Annotated in this window: 21 protein-coding genes; 11 read left to right on the top strand and 10 right to left on the bottom strand. The window is 34.6% G+C overall.

All coding sequences use genetic code 11. The features are described from left to right. Positions 1 to 619 precede the first annotated feature (619 nt). The 10 genes from BW936_RS02860 to BW936_RS02820 all read left to right on the top strand — a co-directional run bounded on the left by BW936_RS02860 (position 620) and on the right by BW936_RS02820 (position 7,970). Positions 620 to 1,054, top strand: a complete 435-nt coding sequence (locus BW936_RS02860; protein WP_143744046.1) for a lipocalin family protein — start codon at positions 620 to 622, stop codon at positions 1,052 to 1,054. 513 nt (positions 1,055 to 1,567) lie between these two features. Continuing rightward, a complete protein-coding gene (locus BW936_RS02855) occupies positions 1,568 to 2,215 on the top strand; it encodes a lipocalin-like domain-containing protein (protein WP_076546803.1) in 648 nt (215 codons plus the stop codon). 590 nt (positions 2,216 to 2,805) lie between these two features. Continuing rightward, positions 2,806 to 3,249, top strand: a complete 444-nt coding sequence (locus tag BW936_RS02850; RefSeq protein ID WP_076546802.1) for a GNAT family N-acetyltransferase — start codon at positions 2,806 to 2,808, stop codon at positions 3,247 to 3,249. 257 nt (positions 3,250 to 3,506) lie between these two features. Beyond that, positions 3,507 to 4,079 carry a hypothetical protein gene (locus tag BW936_RS19775; RefSeq protein WP_076546801.1) on the top strand — a complete coding sequence of 191 codons (573 nt, stop codon included), beginning with the start codon at positions 3,507 to 3,509 and terminating at the stop codon, positions 4,077 to 4,079. A gap of 319 nt (positions 4,080 to 4,398) precedes the next feature. After that, on the top strand, positions 4,399 to 4,932 hold the full coding sequence (locus tag BW936_RS02840) for a TetR/AcrR family transcriptional regulator (RefSeq protein WP_076546800.1): 534 nt from the start codon (positions 4,399 to 4,401) through the stop codon (positions 4,930 to 4,932). Next, positions 4,929 to 5,438: an HPP family protein gene (locus BW936_RS02835; RefSeq protein WP_076546799.1), complete on the top strand. Its 510-nt coding sequence runs from the start codon at positions 4,929 to 4,931 to the stop codon at positions 5,436 to 5,438. Before BW936_RS02840 ends, BW936_RS02835 begins: the two co-directional genes overlap by 4 nt. Before the next feature lie 221 nt (positions 5,439 to 5,659). Beyond that, positions 5,660 to 5,812, top strand: coding sequence for a hypothetical protein (locus tag BW936_RS19575; RefSeq protein ID WP_159438994.1), 153 nt, complete (start codon positions 5,660 to 5,662; stop codon positions 5,810 to 5,812). A 40-nt stretch (positions 5,813 to 5,852) separates the two neighbouring features. Next, positions 5,853 to 6,158 (top strand): hypothetical protein, encoded by a 306-nt coding sequence (locus BW936_RS02830; protein WP_076546798.1) that lies wholly within the window; start codon positions 5,853 to 5,855, stop codon positions 6,156 to 6,158. Between the two features lie 487 nt (positions 6,159 to 6,645). Continuing rightward, the gene (locus tag BW936_RS02825; protein WP_076546797.1) at positions 6,646 to 7,368 is read left to right on the top strand and encodes a 3'-5' exonuclease; all 723 of its coding nucleotides are present in this window, start codon (positions 6,646 to 6,648) and stop codon (positions 7,366 to 7,368) included. A gap of 92 nt (positions 7,369 to 7,460) precedes the next feature. Further along, positions 7,461 to 7,970 carry a DUF3124 domain-containing protein gene (locus BW936_RS02820; protein WP_076546796.1) on the top strand — a complete coding sequence of 170 codons (510 nt, stop codon included), beginning with the start codon at positions 7,461 to 7,463 and terminating at the stop codon, positions 7,968 to 7,970. 6 nt (positions 7,971 to 7,976) lie between these two features. Here BW936_RS02820 and BW936_RS02815 read toward each other — a convergent pair whose 3' ends face one another. Continuing rightward, the gene (locus BW936_RS02815) at positions 7,977 to 10,175 is read right to left on the bottom strand and encodes a S8 family serine peptidase (protein WP_076546795.1); all 2,199 of its coding nucleotides are present in this window, start codon (positions 10,173 to 10,175) and stop codon (positions 7,977 to 7,979) included. Between the two features lie 163 nt (positions 10,176 to 10,338). Beyond that, positions 10,339 to 11,316 (bottom strand): endonuclease/exonuclease/phosphatase family protein, encoded by a 978-nt coding sequence (locus BW936_RS02810; RefSeq protein WP_076546794.1) that lies wholly within the window; start codon positions 11,314 to 11,316, stop codon positions 10,339 to 10,341. A gap of 164 nt (positions 11,317 to 11,480) precedes the next feature. Between BW936_RS02810 and hflX the strand changes: the two genes are divergently transcribed. Beyond that, positions 11,481 to 12,692: a GTPase HflX gene (gene hflX / locus BW936_RS02805; RefSeq protein WP_076546793.1), complete on the top strand. Its 1,212-nt coding sequence runs from the start codon at positions 11,481 to 11,483 to the stop codon at positions 12,690 to 12,692. A 374-nt stretch (positions 12,693 to 13,066) separates the two neighbouring features. Here the strand turns inward: hflX and BW936_RS02800 are convergent, their stop codons facing one another. From BW936_RS02800 to sufB, 8 genes are all read right to left on the bottom strand, one after another. Next, positions 13,067 to 13,987, bottom strand: a complete 921-nt coding sequence (locus BW936_RS02800) for a DUF3078 domain-containing protein (protein ID WP_076546792.1) — start codon at positions 13,985 to 13,987, stop codon at positions 13,067 to 13,069. 72 nt (positions 13,988 to 14,059) lie between these two features. Continuing rightward, positions 14,060 to 14,566: a DUF2480 family protein gene (locus BW936_RS02795; protein WP_076546791.1), complete on the bottom strand. Its 507-nt coding sequence runs from the start codon at positions 14,564 to 14,566 to the stop codon at positions 14,060 to 14,062. Between the two features lie 36 nt (positions 14,567 to 14,602). Beyond that, on the bottom strand, positions 14,603 to 14,935 hold the full coding sequence (locus BW936_RS02790; protein WP_036151130.1) for an SUF system Fe-S cluster assembly protein: 333 nt from the start codon (positions 14,933 to 14,935) through the stop codon (positions 14,603 to 14,605). Between the two features lie 6 nt (positions 14,936 to 14,941). Beyond that, positions 14,942 to 15,367 carry a SufE family protein gene (locus tag BW936_RS02785; RefSeq protein ID WP_076546790.1) on the bottom strand — a complete coding sequence of 142 codons (426 nt, stop codon included), beginning with the start codon at positions 15,365 to 15,367 and terminating at the stop codon, positions 14,942 to 14,944. Positions 15,368 to 15,440: 73 nt separating this feature from the next. Next, complete coding sequence (locus BW936_RS02780) at positions 15,441 to 16,655, bottom strand: aminotransferase class V-fold PLP-dependent enzyme (RefSeq protein WP_076546789.1); 1,215 nt, start codon at positions 16,653 to 16,655, stop codon at positions 15,441 to 15,443. A gap of 142 nt (positions 16,656 to 16,797) precedes the next feature. Next, positions 16,798 to 18,114: a Fe-S cluster assembly protein SufD gene (sufD, locus tag BW936_RS02775; RefSeq protein WP_076546788.1), complete on the bottom strand. Its 1,317-nt coding sequence runs from the start codon at positions 18,112 to 18,114 to the stop codon at positions 16,798 to 16,800. A gap of 73 nt (positions 18,115 to 18,187) precedes the next feature. Beyond that, on the bottom strand, positions 18,188 to 18,940 hold the full coding sequence (sufC, locus tag BW936_RS02770) for a Fe-S cluster assembly ATPase SufC (RefSeq protein ID WP_076546787.1): 753 nt from the start codon (positions 18,938 to 18,940) through the stop codon (positions 18,188 to 18,190). Positions 18,941 to 18,999: 59 nt separating this feature from the next. After that, positions 19,000 to 20,445 (bottom strand): Fe-S cluster assembly protein SufB, encoded by a 1,446-nt coding sequence (gene sufB, locus BW936_RS02765; protein WP_076546786.1) that lies wholly within the window; start codon positions 20,443 to 20,445, stop codon positions 19,000 to 19,002. Positions 20,446 to 20,453 lie beyond the last annotated feature (8 nt).

Here is a 20,453-nt window from a genome sequence, read left to right as displayed (position 1 = left end):
TATCTACTAACCATTACACCCTTTCTAGCCTTTACGAAAGAAACTAACTACTGCGACGAAAAAACCATGCCCTAATGGGCAAATAAAATCAATAGCACAATAGAAAGCGAAAACCTTACCCTGTGTTAGGCTTTTTATAAATTTAGAGCTTGTGCTTAACCAAAATGTTGGTTTATAAAACCGCTACTTTTCATACACAAGTCCGTTGTATATAATTTAAGCTATTGATCGGTTTTATTTTTCAAGCATTACGGGAGCAATGTTATGCAAAGCAAAAAGGAAGGACATGCCCTAAGTAGTTTTGCTTTCTGCGTTGTGATCTCGCTCACAAAACGTTAAAACTACTTGCTACAAGCACGGTAATTTTTTTTTAAAAAGTCAATTCATCGTGCTTTATAAAAATAAGTACGGACTAATTTAGACTTCCTTGATCAACGCTGTTAGCCATACCTAAAAATCATGGATCAGGGAAATCTCAAATAATAATCCCCAATGGTTTTCTGCTATCTTAAACTATTGTTTTTTTATCCCCAAAAAAAAATTACGTTTGCAAAACTTTTGAAAAATAATAGCGGTATATACTATGAAATACTTAATGTTAGTTTTTACTATTTTTCTGATGACAAACTGTTCAAAAGAAGAAAATGAAAACGTGAAATCCGAAGTGGAAATTCTTCTAACGAGCGGTAAATGGAATCGTCAATCAATGAACGTAAATCCTAAAGTACTACTACCTAAACAGGACGGAAGTGGGGAGTTTTTTACTATTAGCAACTTAATGGAGATTGAGAGTTTAGTAGGTTATGACCAAAATTTTGAAGGCTTTTATACGTTTAAAAATGATGGACACTATTCTTTTACTCCAAAAGATGACCTTAATAATAGTTTGAAAGGAACTTATTCCTTGAAAGAAAACATTATAAATGTAGTGAATAGTAAGGATGAAAATCTAACATACACAATATTGGGAGTAACCAATTCTAACTTAACAATGGAAGTTCCCTTGATATTTTTCGGACAAGAAACTACCGTAAAAATAATATGTAATAAATAATGAAAAGCGGTGTACAACAAAAGTAACCGTTGCACCAGCCTATCAATAGAGATAATCATTATCTACATAAGGCTTTTTAAGGAGCTTTTTTATGCGATGTTAACAGCTGAACCTAAATTTTAGGTGTATTGGAGAAAGGCTAATCACTATTGAACCATGCTTTTTATTCATAATGGCAGGGCAAGCTTCCCTGAACCGCTTTTAGGGCGTTTGTTTTAGAACGTTAGGTACTTTTTGAGATTGTAGGCGAAAGACGAATGGACTAGCTACTACAATACCTTAACTAAAAGTGTCAACAGTATTCTAAAAGATGCATACTATCTTGATCACACCTATACCAGTACGGTTCATGCCAAAAAAGAAGTTAAAAATGCAATCAAATTATACAATGCTGATAAATTGCATTTATCTTGAGATGATAAAACACCTGATTACGTGCAACAATATGTCGCTTAAAGCTAATATTAATCCGTAGCCATATTTTATAACGTGACCTTTAATAAATAAAAAACAATGACTAAAAAAATATCAAAATTTTTGCTGATAGCACTAATAGCATTAAGTGCCTGTAAAGAAGCTAAAAATAGCATTCAAAAAGAAAAAGTAGAAAAACCTGTAACCCTTATTAATGAAAAGCTATTAATAGGTTCATGGTTAGATCAATCAGAATCAAAACTTCATTTTTCATTGTTTAAAGATGGAACAGCAAGTTCTGATAATATGGCAACCTTATTATATAAAAAGTGGAAATTAGATGGAACAAAACTAATTCTTACAGCTAAAAGTATTGGAAATGGAAATTCATCTACAGATGATGAAACCTATCAAATTAAAACATTGACTGAAGAAAAAATGGTTTTACAAAATGGAAATTATTTATTAGAGTTTGTAAAGAAAAAACAAAATCAGGATAGAACAAATAGTATAAATACTGATTATGCGGTTTTAACTGTTACTAAAGTTGAACCTGGAAAAGATGGTTATACCGCTACTTTAAAAAATGATTTTGGGGATTTATATACAACTGTTATCAGTATTCCAAATCTTGAAAAAGAATACAAGGAATTAAAAGTAGGCGAAAAGGTAAAAATTATTGGTGATTACGGTAATGGGACACCAATACCGATCAAGGCTAAAAAGATTTTAATCATAAAAGAATAACTATTTGATCAGAGCATAAATTAAAATTTTATTTTACTTAATCTGATGAAAAATTAAGATAAGAACAGTCATTTATCTTTTGAAGATCAAAATAAGATATAAAGAACTTGAAGAAAAGACGGGCTATTATAAGTTATATAAAGCGTTGCATACTATACTAAAATTGAAGCCTAATAATAAATAACCTAGCACAATGGAGTAGGATGGCTCCGCCATAAAATGACGTAGTGCTTCCCCGCACCACCGTACGCACGGATTTCATATACTATTCTTGTTCGTAGGCAACAAGTAGCTTTGTAGTCCTGCTTCCTTCAGTTCTGACCTCACCACCAGCAACCTTGCACTTCACTAATGGTTCCGGGCGTTACCCCTAGTCCTAAGAGACTTGCAGCTTCTAGATCAATTAACTACTTTTTTTTGTAGTTAATTAATGCACATGCTGAGCACACACCATGTGAATAATTAATGCTTATTTTAGTACTAAATCAATAGAAAAGTGCGTGTTTGCTACATTTAATTTTCCAACGGAAAATCCTCACACCCAAATACGTAACTGATCTTATACATAAACGTTGGCAGTAACTAGATAAATGACGAACCATATAGATAAGATAGAGAAAAAAGAATATGAAGATGTAGTTGAACTTTGGGAATCTTCAGTTAGAGCAACGCATGACTTCCTAAAAGAGCAAGATATTGAATATTTTAAACCACTTATTTTAAATACTTATTTAGATGCAGTCGAATTAAGGTGTATAAGGAATAATGACAAAAAAATAGTTGGTTTTCTTGGAGTAGCCGATCACAACTTGGAGATATTATTTATACACCCGGAATATAGAGGGAAAAGTATTGGAAAAACACTATTAGATTATTCAATTGACCACTTAGGTGTAACAAAAGTTGATGTAAACGAACAAAATGAACAAGCAGTTGGGTTTTACAAACATTGCGGATTTGAAACTCTTAAACGCTCTGAATTGGATTCTTTCGGAAAACCATATCCAATGTTACATATGGAATTAAAAAAGTAACCACTACCAGTTGAGTAGGTCAAGGGCATTTTCCTCGCCTCTTGTTATACAGTCTATAAAGTCTAAATACAGTTAGACCAATTTATATCCCTATTTTCAATGATAGAACAGATTTGGATATGAAATTGCACCCTTTGCATTAATTATCTACTTTGCAGTAAATAAAAGATACCCATGGTGAGCACACACCATGTGAATAGTGCGTAGTACCTTTTGGGATGCCACAAATAAGACAACTTACTGATTAATAGATACAAATGAGAGAAGGTTTAATAAAAGATACTTATGAATTAATCATAAAGGAAATACAAACAGTTATAACTGCTTCATATATTATTGCTGTTGGAATAGGCATGCTTTTTAATTACCAAAAATATTCAGAATTTGACATAAACATATTTAATTATTCAGATGTATTTGATTTTCTAATTGCGCCTTTTTCTGATTTTTATATACTATTTTTTGCTACGGCATCCATTTTATTTGTTTCTATATTAATTAAACTGGACACTTTGTGGAAAAACAAATGGCCTAAATCTTACGCAAAAGCAAACTTTGTACCTGATAATAAATCTTGGTATAAAACATACAGAATTGTACTTTTTATCATAAGTTTCTTCCTTTATTTATATCTGTCAGCCGATTATTATGGAAAATACACAAAGAATAAAATAAGTAATCAGAATAATATTTCAATAAAATTAGCAGACAATGAAATTAAATCAGGAAAATTAATCGGAAAAACGAAAGATGTGCTTTTCTTACTTAACAACGGAAACGTTTATGCCATACCTATCACTTCTTTAGTTAAAGAAATAAAGATAAAATAAACCTACCGCGAATAGAGAAGTTAGCTCCGCCATAAAATGACGGAATATACTCCCTCAGAACACCGTACGTACGAGTCTCTCCCGCCTGAATAGAACGGGCAGGTATACGGCGGTTTATTAACTTATGCCAAGATAATATCCTATAACCAAGGTAACCATCTCTAACAATTTTTTGGCGAATTATAACTATCCTAAAAAGGGCCAGGCTACATATATAGCCACCATTAATAACCACATTCTGTATTCATGAAAAATACAATTTAAATTTTTTTACATAAAAACAGACAGAATGTTCTGTTTTTAATATTATCTTTGCCTTGTGAAAAAAACAAATCCAAAAGAAAGAGTTTTAGAGGTAGCCTCAAATCTTTTTAGAGAACAAGGATTCAATTCAACAGGAGTCAATCAAATCATTAGAGATTCCAATGTGGCAAAAGCAAGTTTTTATGATCATTTTACATCTAAACATTTGTTAGCAACGGAATATCTGAGTCAACGCCACCTAAATTGGTTTCAAGGACTACAAAGCTTTGTAATTAATTCTAATACTTCTGAAGAAAAAATTATCAAATCATTTGAATACTTGAAATTTATGAATGATCAAGAAAACTTTGGAGGATGTGTTTTCTTAAATATGTTGTCTGAATTAAAGTATAACAACATTGATTCTTATCAAATTATAAAGAATCACAAACTTGAACTACAACACTTTTTCCATGAAATCATTAAAGATAAACAGACCTCCTTTTTGGTATATATGTTGTTTGAATCTTGCCTTACCGAGAGTCAAATATTCAGAAATCAAACAATTATAGATACAACTATTACTTATTTAAAATCTAATATCTTATGAAATATTACCTGTCAAAACTAAAAACTAAGGAAACAAGCCCCAAATCTTTAGGATTTCAGTTTTCCAGCTATTCAGGCTTAGGTGGTTTTTTAGCAATAACCGCTGTTTCGTTATTAACATATTATACAGACCATCCTTTTTTGATGGCACCTTTCGGAGCCACTTGTGTTTTAGCCTTTGGTGTACCCAATAGTCCACTGGCCCAACCTAGAAATATTATAGGCGGACATTTGGTAGCGGCCTTAGTTGGTTTGCTTTGTTTTTATTTGTTCGGTAATGAATGGTACTCCTTAGCTTTAGGGGTAGGTCTAGCCATATTTGTAATGCAACTGACAGGAACAACGCATCCACCAGCAGGAGCCAACCCCATTGTTGTAATTCTTGGAGCTGAATCTTTGATGTTTTTAATTAACCCTGTATTCACAGGAGCTTTGGTAATTACTGTTATAGCACTTATTTTTAATAATATTAGTAAAAAAAGAAAATATCCAGTTTATTGGAGATAGCAGCAGTGCAGCCCATAGCCCTAAGTTAGAAAAAAGATTGCTTCACCCGTTATTAAGGCACTTTCGTATGAACAAAAAAAACATTTAAAGTAATTGAATCGGGAAAATTTGCAACTGCCCACACAGCGGAGAATTATTTTAAAAAAAATCCTATACACCGGTTCAAATCTACTTTCGTTAATATACATACGGGAGAAAAAATACCCCTAAAGTTAACGATTATGAGAACCCATATTAACGGTTTTAAAAAAGGGAGAATGAAATTATTTTCTTTTCTTGCCGAGAAAGGACAATATAAAATTAACTTAATAGACGATTCAAGCAACTCTAAAAACGAGGAACTCCATGCAGACTTAATACCCGCGAATACATAAGCCTTAAGCAATAATACTGATTTCGAGTTAATACGTTATTATGAGAAAAATTTTTAAAATCACCGTTTATATCCTATCATGGTCAATAACTATCTACGCTTTAATTCTGGCATTAAAATATTTAAAGGCTACAGTATGTAAAGAACTAGACCAATCTTTTATAGAATTATATATAGTTTTTTCAGGACTTTATACCGCCTTGGCCATTATCCCAGTATTTTTACTCATAGATCACTTTATCTACATTCCTAAATTTAAAAAAGGAAAACTATTAAACGGTGCACGTATTTTAACCATATTATTGATGATTGGGGCTGTAGCTATTATTGAATATTTCTTTTATTAAGCATTAAAAGAAATATTCAAACAAGTTTACTTCTAGTTATTTTATCTAGGGTTGTATTCAAGAATTATCACCTAATTCATTACCATAAATATCAAAATAAGCAAACGCTTCCCACAATTATAAGAAGTATAGTTTCGATAAAAACCACTACTCTACTAAAGCAAAAACAAACCACTTGGTTTGTTAAGTACTTAAAACATCCATTTAACTCAACCCTAGTTGCACTTCGTCTATATAATTGCAATTACTGTCGCTAATTTCAATAGATCTCATTTCATTCTAACAGTAAAAAACAAACCTTTTAGTCGGTTCGTTATTTTTAGTATGCTCTCGCTATTCTTCACATCTTTTCTGTTAAAACGCACCCTTATTATCCTTTAAAACATCTAAAACCTTCTCACATTTTAAATGTGATGTGAGATTAAATTGAATTTTTCAAAATAGCAAAATTACCATAATTTACTACTTATTAGTATCTTACCTTTCTATGCCAGACAAAATACATCTTGAAAATATCTTGTTTTTAGATATAGAAACCGTACCTGAAAAGAGCTCGTTTGATCAACTTGATGAAACTACAAAAGAACTGTGGGCACACAAATCTCAATACCAACGTAAAAATGATACTACCGCAGAAGAGTTTTATGAGCGTGCGGGAATATGGGCAGAGTTCGGTAAAATCATCTGTATTTCTGTAGGCTACTTTACATTTCAAAAAGAGATGCGTAGTTTTAGAATCACCACATTTCACGGTGAAGAAGCCACATTGCTCCAAGAATTTAAAGAGGTATTGGACGAGCATTTCAATCATACCAAGCATGTACTTTGTGCACATAACGGCAAGGAATTTGATTTCCCCTATATAGCACGCCGTATGATCATACACGGCATATCATTACCTCATAAACTAGACCTGTTTGGTAAAAAACCATGGGAAGTTCCACATATAGATACGATGGAGCTGTGGAAGTTTGGAGATTATAAGCATTATACGTCCTTAAAACTAATGGCACATGTATTAGGTATACCTTCGCCAAAAGAAGATATTGACGGCAGTATGGTGCGTGTGGTATACTATGAAGAAAACAATTTAGAGCGCATTGTTACCTATTGCGAGTTAGATGTCCTCACCACTGCCCAAGTGTATTTAAGACTACGAAATCAAAATCTATTGACTGATCAGGAGGTAAAGAATATAGTTTATGAATAGCTTCATGTTAAAATTAGCATCTGCAGATATAAAAACAGGACTAATGGTTTAATTTTGTTATTACCACCATTTGTTCTAAACGGACCATATTTATGAAAAAAGTCATTTTACTATTTGCTGTATTTGCCCTGTTCGCCAGTTGTGTGCAAGAGAAGGAAATAAGTTCTATACATCCTGAAAACTGGACGAAAAGAAAAGCGACCGTCCCTGCTAAAGATTCCTTATCGTACGGGAAGTCTTATTTATCTATCTATTCTCAAATTTACAGCAGTTCTGAGCATAAGACCCATAATTTAACAGCTATGGTAAGCTTACGCAACACCAGTGATGCAGATACCATATACCTAACAAAGGCTGAGTATTTTGACACACATGGCGTATCATTGAGGAATTACTTTAGCCACCCTATTTATTTGGCTCCTTTAGAAACTGCTGAAATCATCATAGATGAAATGGACGTTGAAGGCGGTACCGGTTCTAACTTTATATTTGAATGGCATGCACCAAAAGATTGTCCTGAGCCATTGTTTGAAGGCGTAATGAATTCTACCGTGGGTCAACAAGGCCTATCCTTTACTACACAGTCCAGGAGAATTAAATAGTTTTTTTTAATACTTATAGAACTTTGCACTTTTGTTTACATTGGCATCCTGAATTTGTAATACATATAAACCAGAAGGCAAATCAGATACATTGATTCTAGAATCTGAAGCTTTATCCATCTTTAATGCTACACCGCTTGTACTCATTATTCTATAGGTAGCGTTTTCAGAAGTTTTCACATTCAATTGAATTTCATCTACCGCAGGATTTGGATACACCTTGAACGGAATCTTAGCATCTGCATTTAAGGTATGTAAGGTCTCTAATTCTGTCTCTTCACCTTTAAAGGTAAACGTAGCTACTTCACTAAACTCAGAAGCTATGTTTTGAGAACAGAATGTTCTTAGCCTAAAAGAATACATAGTATCTAACACCAAACCTTTCCAGCTAAAATTATTTACAGAAATATATTCTGTAGCCCAATTTTTCTGGTTTACAGCTTTATACTGAATTTCATAAAGTGCATCTTCTGAGGCATTCCAAGATAATGTCACATTAGACATTTCTGCGTCATCAAGGCTTACTTCTGGGGCATTTATAGAACAAGTGGTCATAGCAACACCAGAAACGATCAATGAAAAATCTTGCATAGTATTTACTAACTCTCCTTTATGGGTAACCGTAATGGTATACGTACCCTTTGCATTAGGTATTTCAACTCTTTCAAAAGGATCTACTTTATTATCCCCTTTAGTAGCATCACTGGTAGCCTTTGCAGGATTCAATTTCCAAGGTAAAAAAGTTTGTCCGTCCTTAGTAATTCTAATATCAAGGTCATTTACCAAGGCAGCAGTTGTGTTGTTCAGTTCACCGGTATTGGTAAAACTAGACTCTACATCTGTCCAAGAAATTGAAGCCATCAACGTTTCATTTCCTGCTGCAGTCACCTCAAAAGAATAAGACGACCCATTTTGCAACGTCTCTTCAGACACATGACTGCTAAAACCCTTATTATTAAGTAACTCGGCTGCGCTTTTAGAATTCATGATTCCCCATCCCATTTTATAATCAGGACCTACAGCCTTTATATCATCTGCAGTGTGCAAAGCCAAACCTTTTAGGGTAGCAGCTTTCATATATTCGCCATATAATTCATAATGGTACTGTTGTAACAACAAAAGTGAACCCGTAACACCAGGGGTAGCCATTGAAGTTCCTGAAGAAGTGTCATAACTTGTATTGCTAGCGGCATCTGTAGATAGTACAGTACCACCATTTCCAGCTAAGTCTGGCTTAATTCTCCCATCATCTACGGGACCAAAACTACTGTAGGTAGAAACCTCTGCATTTTTTAAATTTCCATTTCCATCGATCTTAGAATTTGCACCCGCAACGGTAATATTGTTTTTAGCAATGGTAAAACCTAACAGGACATCAAATCCATCAGCTGTTTTACCATACGTTGGCGTTTCATTATTTCTACTCTTCTGAGCGTTACCAGCTGCGGTAACCATTAAGTAATAAGGAGCATTATACATAATCTTGTCCCAATCTTGAGCAACTTTTGTGTATGCTCCAAAATACCAATCTGGCACACGACTAGCTTTAATACCATAAGAATGGTTAGATAAAAGAAGTCCTTCGGCCGCAGCCTTGGTTACCTCTATTTTATCTCGGGTCCAGTCATGAGATACTACACTAGCCTTATTTGCCACACCTTTAGCATCTTTTTTAAGGCCTGTAGAAATAATACTTCCAGTAACATGGGTTGCATGTGTATCAATTTCAGCATTCTCATCACCAATAGATACTCTAGATGCATACTCAATATGGTTTTCTAAGGCAACACCGGCATCCCAAACTCCAACTTTCATTCCATCACCATCTAAATTCAACCCCATTAACCCATCTGTATTCAAGGTACTTGCCCTAGAAACCAAACCGGCTTGATCAGAATAGGTTTCATAATATAGCGGACTACCATCTGCACCAATACCTTGCAATTCAATTTTTTTACCGTTGGCCAAGGTTTCCTTAATTTTCCAATTATTCAACTTCGCTACTTTTTGAAGATGCGTTCTTTCAATGGCATACTCAGAAACCAAGTTAGATCTAAAGGTCGCTAGTTCAATTCTTTTATCATTAGCTGCGATTTTTAAACGCTCTTTAGAAGTTTGTCCCTTTACTATATTCACTGCTGAGAACATAAAAACTAGTATCATTAAGATACCACTTGCACGGTAGGTAGAATTGTAGGTATTCATCGCTTGGTTATGATTGTAAGATTTGGACTACAAATATATAAACCAAACGAAGGGTTCGATGAATGAACACTTTTATTCGATGAATTACCTAGACATTACGTTGAACCTGTTGTGAAAACATCAATTTATGATGTGTAGGATTTTTCTTTCTATTAAAAGGCTTTTAAGAATTAAAAGAAAACATAGTATATACCGGAAAATGATCGCTATACCCGCCCAAATACCGATCAGAGACAAAAGTCCTGTAGGGGGAACCTTTATATTTCCCCTTTTTCTCCTTCAAGGATGTGTGATCGTAAACAGCAGCACTATCAAAACTATGTGTATTCTTCTGGTAGTTAAAAAAAGAATTGGACACCAAAATTTGATCAAACATATTCCATTTATTACCATAAACAGAAGATCCTTTACTATGTGGTATATGCAACGTTTCAAACGGATTAAACAGAGAGGCATCATCTTTTAAAATCTGCATACTTTTTGAGGAAGGGTCATCGTTGAAATCGCCCATGACAATAATATTGGGATCTAGTTCGGTTTCTTTGATTATTTCAATTTTCTGAACAATCTCGTTTGCGGCAATAACCCGTTTGTACTCTGTCTCTACACCACCATCTCTTCTAGACGGCCAATGATTTACAAACACATGAACTAATTCCTTATTTAATTCACCCTTTACATATAGAATATCTCTTGTAGTATCTCTAACTCCACCAGCATTATCGACCAATAGTGTAAATGGCTCTGAGTGCAATACATTAAAAAACTTTTTTCGATAAATGAGACCTGTATCTATACCTCGTTCATCGGGCGAATCGTAATGTACAAAGCCATAATCCAAATCATCTAAAGCATCCGTATCTAACAATGCTTTAAAAACACTATTATTTTCAGCTTCAGCCACCCCTATTAATGCCGGAGGATAGGGATGATCTTCTGCGCCAATCTTAACAATAGTCTTAGAAAGTTTATTCAATTTACGTTGATATCTTTCTACCGTCCATTTTTTTGTTCCATTTGGTGTATAATCTTTGTCCAAAATCTTAGTATTACGTTCTGGATCAAATAGATTTTCTAAATTGTAAAACGCAACCGTATAGCGTTGTTTTTTTGACTTTTTTTTAAAGAATGGAAATCGCATGAATATTTTTAATGGTAATTACATAAAAGCACATCTATAAGGAGTTCTGGACAAATAACTTGAACGATCCAAAAATTCTTGAGCGTATGTAAACTCTATTATCAAGTCAATAAAAATACGAAATAGCTTATCGGTAATTGCTTAATTTTGCACTTTACGGTATTATGATAGAAAAGAAAAGTATAGATTATGAGAAAGCGGTTCTTATTGGTGTTATCAATAAGGAGCAAAATGAAGATAAAGTAAGTGAGTATCTAGATGAACTAGAGTTCCTTACTTATACGGCAGGTGGTAAAGTTACCAAACGGTTTGTTCAACGTATGGACGTGCCCAACCCAAAGACCCTCATAGGAAGTGGTAAAATGGAAGAGGTAGAACGTTACGTAGAGCAGCACAAAATAGGTTCTGTTATTTTTGATGATGAGCTTACCCCTGGTCAACAACGTAATATTGAAAAACAATTGCAATGTAAAATAATTGATCGTACCTCGTTAATATTGGACATCTTTGCACAACGCGCACAAACAAGTTATGCCAGAACACAGGTTGAACTTGCGCAATACGAATACCTGCTACCAAGACTAACCGGATTATGGACACACCTAGAGCGACAAAAAGGGGGGATTGGTATGCGTGGACCTGGAGAAACGGAAATTGAAACAGATAGACGTATTGTACGTGATCGTATTACCTTACTTAAAAAGAAGCTGAAAAAAATTGATCGCCAAATGGAAACCCAAAGAGGTAACCGTGGTGCTTTAGTTCGTGTGGCTTTGGTTGGATACACCAATGTTGGTAAGTCTACCCTAATGAACGTAATAAGTAAGAGTGATGTTTTCGCCGAGAACAAACTGTTTGCTACACTAGATACTACAGTGAGAAAGGTGGTAATAGGTAATTTACCATTCTTGTTAAGTGATACCGTAGGATTCATTAGAAAACTACCTACGCAATTAGTGGAAAGTTTTAAAAGCACTTTAGATGAAGTGCGGGAGGCAGATTTATTATTACACGTAGTAGACATCTCTCATCCTCAGTTTGAAGAACATATAGCATCTGTAAATCAGATATTATCAGAAATTAAAAGTTCAGATAAAAAAAGCATCATGATCTTTAATAAGATCGATCAATACGAACACGAAACTATTGATGATGATGATTTAGTTACCGAACGTACCGGAAGACATTTTACCATTAATGATTGGAAACAGACTTGGATGGAAAAAGTGGGAGACCGTGCTATTTTTATTTCCGCTTTAAACAAAGAAAATTTAGACGAATTTAGAAAACGTGTTTATGATGAGGTAAGAGATATTCACGTTACACGTTTTCCATATAACAACTTTCTTTATCCAGAGCATTTAGACGAGTATTAAATACCAATTATAATTGAATTGATGCAATTCATCGATGAAATTATGCCAATGGTAATTCTCACCACAACCTAGGTTGTATTCACAACATAAATTGTATGCTACAAGAACATATGCATTAATTTTACAATGTACTTAAGAGATGTGTTGACCCCAAATTGATATGTAACTTACGAACACTAAAAAGTAAACAACCTTGCGGTAAACCCGCAACGTATTGAATTGAAAGTTCTATATAGATTTCGACGCAAACCTTGGAACATTAAAATCTTGATTATCAAGTAAAATCCCAAATTTTACGATAATTACTTAACCGAAGAAAGCCCTCTAAATAGAGGGCTTTCTTTTTACCAATCTTGTATATTTTATGCTACAACTTAGAAAGCATAGTTAAGACCAACTAAGAAGTATGTCTGTAACTTATTGTCAACCGTATCAAATGTTTCGGTAGGTGTATCTACCAAAGCAAAGTTTAAAGCTTCTTGTTTATTATCACGTAAACCAAATTCAAAACCTAAACCAATACCGTTCCACAAAGTATAGCCAAAGGAATTGATCCATGTTAGGTTAGAAAAGTCACCGCTTTTGTAGCTTTGAAACATAGAAAGATTCGTTTTAAAATTAACCGCACCAAATTTCTTAGTATAATCAGCAACAATTTTAGCACCTAAAGAAGATTCGAAAACTGTATCATTATCACTGAATACGAAATTATAGTTTAATGGATGAATGACCACTACTAAATCTGTAATAGGCGTCCAAGTTGCACCAACACCTAAGTCAAGATAACCAGGGTCGTTAAAGTTATCTAGAATTGTAGTTCTATATTCAGCTAAACCTGAAACAGCCCAGTTCTTGCCAAGCTTTCTACCGTAAAGTGATGTAATACTAAATACATCAGTTCCTTTTTTAAAGCTATCATCATCGGTATCATCGTTCTTATCATCGAACTTTACCCAGCCTAAATTAATGTTTCCAGAATTCCTCCAAAAGAATTTCTCTTCGTTCAAATTAGCAAAAGCATTGACTGTTATACCTATGTTACCGGAAGCCAAGTCTGGAGTACCTTGACCGTACCAATTATTAAAGCTACTTAAGTTAGCACCTATAGTACCAAACGCTCCTTTTTTCCAACCTGGCAATGCATCTATTTTACTCTTAATAGCGTCCGCCCTTCCTTTAATAGCGGCGATAGAATCTTTAGTTGCACTTAATTGACCTTTTAATTCCTCTTCTGTTTGAGAAAAACCAACCACTGCAACAAACGCAAATGCTAGCGTTAATACAATTTTCTTCATAATACTTAATGTTTATAGTTTATAGTGGCGCAAAGGTAGTAATACTGCACAACTTCTATAAATTCGATTATGTTATTTTCTTTTGTATAGCGGCACAGATGAGCACGCTTCCCCATACATAATAGACTTTGCAACCGGCTTTAAACGCTCTGCAAGAAACAGATATGCATTGGTAGGCACAGGTTTTTTACTACATCCTTTTATTATAATCAACTTATCTTGGTATTCGGAAACGTCTATATCTTCAATAATAGATTGGTAAATACTAGATTCCAAATCTACCAAACTCCCTTGAATTGCCTTTTTAGCAATACCGCTTAGCTTTACACTTAACAATAAATAAGCCCAGCCCGGTACAATGGCATCGGTAGAACATTGCATAGCCACATAAGCGCCTTCATATTGAGACCAGTCATGAGCGTCTACAAAAGCCCTGAATTCTTTTTCCTTTAGTATAAATCCTTCAAAAAGCCAATCTTTAATATCTAACACTACTCTTTCTCCCTTTGGATAATAGTCTTCTAGGTTAAAAGTAATCAGTTTGCTCTGGGCAACCTTATTTACGATTTCATCTTGCATAATAGCATCTTTTAAATCGGCATGAAATTTTGATTTTTAAAGAAGGCCTAATTCTAATTTTGCTTCTTCGCTCATTAAATCTTGTGTCCACGGAGGATCAAAAGTAATTTCTACTTCAGCATCTTTGATAGCGTCCAAAGACTTTACCTTCTCTTCTACTTCTGCAGGTAAACTTTCAGCTACAGGGCAGTTTGGAGATGTAAGCGTCATTAAAATCTTTACCTCATTATCTTCATTCACCAAAACATCATAGATCAACCCTAATTCATAGATATCTACAGGAATTTCTGGATCATAGATAGTCTTTAAAATCTTAACGATTTTCTCTCCTAATTCTGCGCTGTCCTCAGCTATATTTTCATCACTCATAATCTTCTAGTCTTCAATTTGTGTTTGATACGCTACTGCGTATAACTTTAATTGTTTGATCATACTTACCAAACCGTTTGCCCGCGTAGGCGATAAATGCTCTTTTAGTCCAATTTCATCAATAAACTGCGTATCAGCATCTAAAATATCTTGTGGTTTCTGGTTACTAAAAGCACGTATTAGAATGGCAATAATACCTTTGGTTATAATAGCATCGCTATCTGCCGTAAAAACTAATTTGTTCTCTTCTAGTTCGGCATGAACCCAAACCTTACTTTGACAACCTTTAATAATGTTATCATCTGTCTTAAATTCTTCTTTGATCAATGGTAACGACTTCCCCAATTCGATCATATACTCATACCGTTGCATCCAATCATCGAACATGGAAAATTCGTCTATAATCTCTTCTTGTATCTCTTTAATTTCCATTGCTTTATTTTATGCAAAAATACGATAACAATTGAAGGATTTCAAACCTTAACATTACCTGTGAAACTTTGTGTTACAATAACATGCTTTTAGCTTTTAACACACCAGCGATAAGTACATCTACCTCTTCCCTTGTATTGTAAAAAGCAAAACTAGCACGTACGGTACCCGGTATTTTAAAAAAGTCCATTATAGGTTGCGCACAATGGTGCCCTGTACGTACCGCAATACCCAGCTTATCTAAAATACTACCCATATCATATGGGTGAACGCCTTCTATATTAAATGAAATAACAGAAGTTTTATTTTCTGCCGTCCCGTAAATTTTGAGTCCGTCTATTTTTAATAACTCTTGTGTAGCATATGCTAATAACTCATGCTCGTACTTGGCAATTTCCTCAAAGCCAATAGCATTCATATAATCTAGTGCAGCACCAAAAGCGATACCACCACAGATATTTGGTGTACCAGCTTCAAATTTATGAGGCAGATCTGCATAGGTCGTTTTCTCAAAAGTAACCTCAGCTATCATTTCACCACCACCCTGGTACGGTGGTAATTTATTTAACCACTCCTCTTTACCATATAACATACCAACACCCGTTGGTCCACATATTTTATGAGCGGAACAGGTATAAAAATCAACATCTAAAGCCTGTACATCGGCCACTAAATGCGGAGCGGCTTGCGCTCCATCAATTAAAACTGCAGCACCAACCTCATGCGCCTTTTCAATGATTTCTTCAATAGGATTAATAGTACCTAAAGCATTTGAAATGTGATTACAGAAAACCAATTTTGTTTTATCACCAAGAAGCTCATCATAAACATCTATACGTAATTCACCTTCTTCATTCATGGGAATTACTTTTAAAACAGCACCTGTACGCTCACATAGCATTTGCCACGGTACAATATTAGAATGATGTTCCATTGCAGATACCAAAACCTCATCTCCTTCCTTAATCAAAGCAGAGAATCCGTTGGCAACAAGATTTATACTATGGGTAGTACCAGAAGTATAAATAATCTCATAAGATTTAGCGGCATTGAAATGCTTTTGAATCTTAATTCTAGCCTGCTCGTATTTATCCGTAGCCTCTTGAGAAAGCGTATGCACCCCACGGTGAATATTGGCATTGTAGTTCTGATAATAATCTACAATAGCATCTATTACCTGCTGCGGAGTTTGCGATGTAGCGGCATTGTCCAAATAGACCAATGGCTTACCATTTACCTCGCGCTTTAGAATTGGAAAATCTTCTCTTATTTTTTTAATATCTAACATAGTCAATCTTCTTATATACAAAGATACCCGATAATGAAAACAAATATTATTGAATTCTAATTTACTTCTACATCGGATTAAAATAAAAAAGGATAGCTATCTAAATAACTATCCTTTATATACATCTCTCACTTAAAATATCTTACAAATCAAACCCAAGGTTTACCCCTAGTTTCTTAGCAATCAATTTATTTATTCTAGTCTTTAGTTCAGGAATACGAACAGAGGACAATACGTTGTTTGCAAAGGCATACATTAATAATGCTCTTGCTTCTTTCTGTGGAATACCTCTAGATTGTAGGTAGAACAACGCATCTTCATCTAACTGGCCAATGGTACAACCGTGAGAACATTTTACATCATCTGCAAAAATCTCTAATTGCGGTTTTGTATTGATGCTAGCCTTATCACTGATCAATATATTATTGTTCTGCTGAAAAGCATTTGTTTTCTGCGCTATTTTATCAACGATGATCTTACCGTTAAAAACACCCGTAGAACTATCTCCATAAATACCTTTGTAATCTTGATGACTTTCACAGTTAGGCTCAATATGATGCACTAAAGTATGATGATCTACATGCTGCTTTTCTCCTAAAATAGTAACACCTTTCATGGTAGAGTCTATGAACTCCCCATTTTGATAGAAATTAAGGTTGTTACGGGTCAATTTACCGCCAAAAGAGAACGTATGAACCTTAACATGACTTTTATCTTTCTGGTCAATGTAGGTGTTATCTATCAATGAAGCCGTAGGAGCATCATTTTGTATTTTATAGAAATCTACGATAGCACTCTTTGCAGCGAATATCTCGGTAACTGCATTAGTAAGCACTTCATTTGTAGTTAAACTTTGGTGGCGTTCAATAATCTGAACCTCGGCATTTTCTTCTACAACAATTAAATTTCTTGGTTGTAATAATAAAGAAGCCTCATTACCGGTAGAGAAATGTAAAATCTCAATTGGTTTTTTAGGCATTTTATTCTGCGGAATGTAGATATATGCCCCTTCTCTACTAAATGCAGTGTTTAATGACGTTAACGACTCATCCTTAGATGCTATTTTATTAAAATACACATCAATTACCTGCTTGTACATTGGCTTTGTAAGCGCAGCACTCATTAAGCAAATATCTACGCCATCATGTGTAGTCTCAGATAAGTAAGAGCTGTAAATACCATCAACGAAAACAATCTTATACGTATCGATCTCGTGAATAAAATAGCGTTTTACATCTTTATATTCCAACGCATTGTCCTCTTTTGGGAATATGCTGAAATCTATTTTCTGAATATTATTTAATGACGTATACTTCCAAGCCTCTTCCTTTTTAGAAGGAAACCCTTTTTCCTCAAAGTTTTTTATAGCCGCCATACGAACATCGTGTACCGGATGCTCAACATCCACGTTGTTCTCAAACGCCATAAAAGAGGAAATCAATTTATCTTTTAAATCCATATTTTTTCAGTTGCCAGTTTGCAGTTGGCAGTATACAATCTATCATTACCGCCACTGAATACTATATACTTAATTACACCGCTGTTTCTTGCTTTAACCAGTCGTATCCTTTTTCTTCTAACTCTAGTGCAAGTTCTTTACCACCAGATTTTACAATTTTACCATTATGTAAAACGTGAACAAAATCAGGTACTATGTATTCTAACAAACGTTGGTAGTGCGTAATTAAGATTACTGCATTATCCTTACTCTTCAATTTGTTAACTCCGCTAGCAACAATACGTAAAGCATCAATATCCAAACCAGAATCTGTTTCATCCAAAATGGCAACTTTAGGCTCTAACATGGCCATTTGAAAAATCTCGTTACGTTTTTTCTCGCCACCGGAAAAACCTTCGTTCAATGATCTAGACAAGAACTTACGGTCAATTTCCAATAATTCAGATTTCTCACGAATAAGTTTCAACATATCTTTAGCAGGCATATCTTCTAGGCCTTTTGCCTTACGAGATTCATTGATGGCCGTTTTCATAAAGTTGGTTACGGAAACACCAGGAATTTCTACCGGGTATTGAAAAGATAGAAAAACACCTTTATGTGCTCTTTCTTCTGGAGAAACTTCTTCTAAATCTTCACCACTTAACTCAATGGAACCTTGAGTAACCTCAAAATGTTCATTACCTGCAATTACAGAAGCCAATGTACTTTTACCTGAACCGTTAGGCCCCATAATAGCATGTACTTCACCTGCTTTTACCTCTAAGTTAATTCCTTTTAATATCTCCTTATCGTCTACGTTAGCGTGTAGATCTTTAATTTTCAACATAATATGTTACTTTAAATATTGTGGCGCCTATGGCGTTTTACTAAAACCTTAATTATTATTTATCCTACAGAACCTTCTAAACTAATTTCCAATAATTTCTGTGCCTCTACCGCAAATTCCATTGGAAGTTTATTCAGTACTTCTTTACTAAATCCGTTTACAATTAATGCAATTGCTTTCTCGGTATCTATACCCCTTTGGTTACAATAGAATATTTGGTCTTCACCAATCTTACTCGTGGTAGCCTCATGCTCTATCATTGCGCTTTTATTCTTTGCTTCAATATATGGGAAAGTATGTGCACCACACTCGTTACCCATTAAAAGCGAATCGCATTGAGAGAAGTTACGAGCACCATCGGCACGGCTATTCACCTGTACCAATCCGCGGTAACTGTTTTGGGATTTACCTGCAGAAATACCTTTTGATATAATAGTACTCTTGGTGTTTTTACCAATATGTACCATTTTAGTACCGGTATCTGCCTGTTGGTAATTATTGGTTACGGCAATAGAATAAAATTCACCGATGGAATTATCTCCTTTTAAAATACAAGAAGGATATTTCCAAGTTACCGCTGATCCGGTTTCAACTTGTGTCCAAGATACTTTAGCGTTTTTCTCACACAAAGCTCTTTTGGTAACAAAATTAAATACCCCGCCTTTACCCTCTTTATTACCAGGGAACCAGTTTTGCACCGTTGAATATTTTATTTCCGCACCATCTAAAGCTACTAACTCCACCACTGCTGCATGTAATTGATTCTCATCTCGTGAAGGTGCTGTACAACCTTCAAGATAACTTACATAACTATCTTCATCTGCAATAACCAAGGTACGCTCAAACTGACCAGTACCTGCCTGGTTAATTCTAAAGTATGTGGACAATTCCATTGGACAACGAACGCCCTTAGGAATATAGCAGAAACTACCATCTGAAAAAACAGCAGAGTTTAATGCGGCATAAAAGTTATCTCTTTTTGGAACTACTGATCCAATATATTTCTTTACTAATTCCGGATGCTCCTTAATAGCTTCTGAAATAGAACAGAAAATTATGCCTTTTTCAGCCAAGGTCTTTTTAAATGTCGTAGCAACGGATACGGAATCCATCACAATATCAACCGCTACATTCTGAAGTTTCTTTTGCTCATCTACAGAAATACCCAATTTCTTGTACATTTCCAGCAACTCTGGATCAACATCATCCAAGGTTTTATTTGGATCTGCTTTCTTTGGTGCAGAATAGTAAGATATTGCTTGAAAATCTGGTTTTTGGTAATGAACGTTAGCCCATTCTGGCTCTTCCATTTCCTTCCAATATTTGAAAGCCTCTAACCTCCAAAGTGTCATCCACTCCGGTTCTCCCTTTTTCTTAGAAATAGCAATAACGATTTCTTCGTTTAAACCGTTGGGAAACGTTTCAGATTCAATATCTGTATAGAAACCATATTCGTACTCTTTGGTTTCTAATTCTTTCTTTAATTCTTCTTCTGTATATGCCATATATTCTA

The sequence above is a fragment of the Maribacter ulvicola genome, from assembly GCF_900155985.1.
Classification (GTDB): Bacteria; Bacteroidota; Bacteroidia; order Flavobacteriales; family Flavobacteriaceae; genus Maribacter; species Maribacter ulvicola.
This window is presented reverse-complemented; position numbering and strand designations above follow the sequence as displayed.